Consider the following 4,465-nt stretch of genomic DNA (forward strand, 5'->3'; position numbering starts at 1 on the left):
CGGGCGTCCGCGGGGCCGCGGCACCGGGCGCGGCCCCGCGGACGCCCGCCCTCCCCGCTCCGGCACCCGGCGGCCGGGCCCCGCGCGGCGTCCCTCGACGGCCGGCGTCCGGACACCGTACGGTCGGCGACGTTCACACCGGGCCGGCCGGGCGTACGGCCCCGGCCGCGGCGAGGAAAGGGCGGGAAGCACCGATGGAGGGCAAGGACCCCTGGATCAGGCCACTGCGCGGCGCCGCGGCGCCCCGCGCGCGCGTGCTCTTCCTTCCGCACGCCGGCGGCGCCGCCTCGTTCTACGCGCCGTTCGCGGGGTGGTTCCCCGAGGGGTACGACGTCACGGCCGTTCAGTACCCGGGACGGCAGGAACGCTTCGGCGAACCGTTCGTGACGACCGTCGAAGGACTCGCCGACCGGCTGGTGCCGTCCCTGCGGCGATGGGCGGCGCAGCCCGTGCCGCTGGTGCTCTTCGGCCACAGCATGGGGGCGTCCGTCGCCTTCGAGTCGGTGCTCCGGCTCGGGCGCGACCGGCTGACGGAGCACTGCCGCCTCGTCGTCTCCGGCCGGACCGCCCCGTCGGTACCGCGCGAGTCGCCCGTTCCCGACTCCGACCGGGAGATCCTCGACCACCTCGCCGCTCTCGGCGGCACCGACCCGGCGATCGTCCGCGACCCGGACCTCATGGACCTGTTCCTGCCCGTCCTGCGCAACGACTACCGGGCGATCGCCCGGTACCGGGCGGACCCCGGCGCCGTGGTGGACACGCCCGTCCTCTGCCTGACCGGGGACCGCGACCCACAGGTCGCGCCGGAGGGGGCCGCGGCCTGGAAGAACCACACCACGGCCGGTTTCCGGCTGGAAACCCTCCCCGGGGACCACTTCTTCCTGACGGACGATCCGGGCACCGTCGTGCGGCTCGTCACCGAGTGCGCCGACGCGGGCGGGCGGTGACGGGCGCCGGAGTCCGCGGTTCGCGGAGGCTCGCGAGGGGCGCCATGACCTCGTGGGGGTGCGCCGGGGGGCGCGCGATGACGGCGAGCGCCGGTGACTCCTTCCACGCGCCGGACGGCTCTTTCGTGCCGGGCGTCCGCCGACGGGACCCGGGACCGGCCGGCGCTCAGGTGCGGCGTCGCTGAATCTGGCCGAAACCCACGGGGCGGGAGCCCGTACGCCCGGGACGGACGGTGCAGGTGGTGACGGGGTGGCGCAGTTGTTGAAAGGAAGTCAATTCTCTTCCGGTGTAAGGGGTTTGGGTGCGGAGAAGTGGGATACACGCACCTGGCGGTGGGTCGTCGACGGGCCGTCCCCTTCGATTTCGGGGGGTTGCCATCCTGTGACCCAACGTGAAAACTGTGAGCGCGTTCGGCCCGGATGGATCGTGCCGAAGCGCCTTTTCAGCACACAAAGCACTAAATCGCGGGACAGGAGAGTTCCGCGCGGAGCCGCCGCGCGGGACGTTCGCTGGGGGGATGCAGTGATGTCTGCTTTGTGCCAGAGGCACGTGTCACCGGGCTGCGGGCGTGCGGGCTCACCCGCACCACGGCGGACGCCGGGACCGCTCGGAGCAGCCGTCCCGGCGTACGGAACCCGCCCCCGGGCCCGCTGACGCCCCGGCGGCCACGGGAGTTCCGCGGGAGGGCCGGACGGGCGGTCCGCCCCCGAGCGGCGGCCGGCCCGGCCACGAGGCGGCCACCTGCCACGGAGGGGGATCCGCCGTGCGGCGGCACGCCCGCCGGCCGCTCCCATGACGGCCCCGGCTTCCAGCCGGCGAATCCGCACCAGCGTCGACGGCCCGTGCCGGGCCCGCGCGTCCCCACTCGAGGAGAACGGTGACAAGCACCCAACCGACCGGAGTCGAATCACCCCTGGACGCGTTACCCGACCGGTGGCGGTCCTTACGCGAGGCGGGCCCCGTGGTCCACGACGAAGCGCAGGGACAGTGGCGCGTCGTGGACCACCGGGGAGTCTCCGCCGTACTCGCCGACCCGGGGACCTACTCCTCCGACCTCACCCCGATCACCCCCACCCAGCAGGACTTCGAGACCTTCCGGCGGGGCAACTTCGTCGGCATGGACCCGCCGGAACACCGCACCTTCCGCACCCTGGTGAGCCAGGCTTTCACCCCCAGGGTGGTCCAGGGACTCGCACCGCGCATCGAGGCCGTGTGCGCACGCCTCCTCGACGAGGTCGCCGACCGCGACCGGTTCGACCTGGTCGACACCCTCGCCCACCCCCTGCCGATCATCGTGATCGCCGAACTCCTCGGCATCCCCGCCGACGACCACAGGCTGTTCCAGGAGTGGGCCGCCGTCCTCTTCGGCGGCGACCGGCTCGGCGACAGCCTGGACACGGCCGACCTGGAGAAGGCGCTGGAGGCCATCGCCCCGACCGTGCGCGAGATGAACGGCTACGTGCTGGACCACATCCGGCACCGCCGCGCCCGCCCCGGGGACGACCTCACCAGCAGACTCCTCACCGCCGAGGTGGACGGGACGCGCCTGGCGGACGAGGAGATCGTCGGATTCGTCGCCCTGCTGCTGGTCGCCGGGCACGTCACCACCACCGCGCTGCTCGGCAACGCCGTGGTCACCTTCGACCGGCACCCGGGAACATTCGACACCCTGCGCGGGGACCCCGGCCGGCTGCCGGGCGCCGTCGAGGAGGTGCTGCGCCTGCTGCCGCCCTTCCCCGAGCTGGGGCGCCGCACCACCCGGCCGGTGGTGCTCGGCGACCACGAGATCCCGGCCGACACCCTGCTGACGGCGCATCTGGGGGCCGCCAACCGCGACCCCTCCCGTTTCGACGATCCGGACACCTTCGACGTGACCCGCGGTCCGAATCCCCATCTGACCTTCGGCCACGGCATCCACTTCTGCTTCGGCGCACCACTGGCCCGGCTGGAGGCACGGATCGCGCTGCATATGCTGATGGAACGTTTCCCCACCCTCACGGTCCCCTCCTACGACGACGTCGCGTACCAGAACCCGGCCGTCATCGTCGGCGTACGACACCTGCCGATCGCCGTCACCAGACCGTGACGCGCGGCGCGCCCGGGCCCCGCACCGCTCACCCGTGGGCCGGCCGCGTCGTTCACTCTCCGCACCCGCTCTCACCAGGAGTTCCCTTCCGATGCTCAACCCCACCGCCGCTCCGGCCGTTCCCCGGCAGCCGTCCCCCCTGCGCGAGGAGTTGCAGAACCGCCTCGACTCCCTGGCGCGCGCCCACCACGTGCCCGGCGCCCAGCTGGCCGTCCACACCGGTGCCCAGACCCTCAGCGTGCACACCGGTACGGCCGACGCCCTGACGGGAACCCCGTTCACCGGGGACACGGCCGTACCCCTGGGCTCCGTCACCAAGCTCGGCACGGCCGCCGCCGTGCTGCTCCTCGCCGACGACGGAGACCTCGACCTCGACGAGCCCGCCTGTGAACTCCTGCCCGAATTAAGGGCGTTACCGGAAGTGACCATACGTCACCTGCTCAGCCACACCGCCGGACTGCCCACCGGCCCCGACTCCGACAGCGCCGCCGGCACCACCGCCACGCGCTACCTCTCGGCGGTCTGCACCGCGCAGAGCGCCCTGTTCCCGCCGGGAACCGGCTTCTCCTACTCCAACGCGGGCTACGTCGCCGCCGGCCGGCTCGTGTCCGAGGTGACGGGCATGACCTGGCGGGAAGCACTGCGCGTGCTCCTCCTCGAACCCCTGGACATCGTCCCCGCCTTCCTCGGCGACGCCGTCCCCGCCCGACCGGTCGCCACCGGCCACGCCCTCAACACGGCCACCGGACTGGTCCGCCCGGCCCACCAGAACCTCGCCCCGGTGGAGGCCCCGGCCGGGGCCCTCCTGGCGAGCGCCGAGGACCTGACGGCCCTGGGAAGGGCCCTCATCGGCCGGTCCACCGTCCTGCCCGCGTCCGTCGCCGCCCGGATGCGCCGTCCCGAACCGGCCGCAGACCCCGGCGCCCTGGCGGACTCCTGGGGCCTGGGCCTCGCCCTCTTCCGGCAGGACGGCCGCGTGTGGTGCGGCCACGACGGGAACGCCCAGGGCACCTCCTGCCATCTGCGGGCCGACCCGGACAGCGGCGTCGTCGTCGCCTTCACCGGCAACGCGGGCGGCGCCACCGCCCTGTGGCGGGACCTCGCGGCCGACCTGGTCCGGCTCACCGGCATCCGCGTGCCGACCACCCCGACCGTCACCCGCGGCGGCCCGGCCGTACCGCTGCCGGAGTGCGCCGGCACCTACCGCAACGGGGGCACCGAGTACGCGGTCAAGCTCGACGGGGACGGCACGCCGACCCTGTCCGTCGACGGCGACTACCCCATCCCGCTGGTGTGCTACCCGGACCTGTCCTGCGACCTGGTCGACCCGGCCACGGGCCGGCACGAGCCCGGCGGCCGCTTCCACCGCGACCCCGCCACCGGGACCATCGACCGCCTGCAGATCTCCGGACGCACCGCGCGCCGCGCCGG

The 4,465-nt window shown here is 74.0% G+C and carries 3 protein-coding genes; all 3 read left to right on the forward strand.

Annotated elements, in window-relative coordinates:
* Window positions 1-194 precede the first annotated feature (194 nt).
* On the forward strand, window positions 195-947 hold the full coding sequence (locus AOK18_RS12710) for a thioesterase II family protein (protein WP_055694408.1): 753 nt from the start codon (window positions 195-197) through the stop codon (window positions 945-947).
* Window positions 948-1,825: 878 nt separating this feature from the next.
* Complete coding sequence (locus AOK18_RS12715; RefSeq protein WP_055694409.1) at window positions 1,826-3,034, forward strand: cytochrome P450; 1,209 nt, start codon at window positions 1,826-1,828, stop codon at window positions 3,032-3,034.
* A 91-nt stretch (window positions 3,035-3,125) separates the two neighbouring features.
* Window positions 3,126-4,465 (forward strand): serine hydrolase domain-containing protein (locus AOK18_RS12720; protein WP_055694410.1); only part of this gene is annotated, 1,340 nt, incomplete at its 3' end.

The sequence above is a fragment of the Streptomyces prasinopilosus genome (assembly GCF_001419695.1).
Classification (GTDB): domain Bacteria; phylum Actinomycetota; class Actinomycetes; order Streptomycetales; family Streptomycetaceae; genus Streptomyces; species Streptomyces prasinopilosus.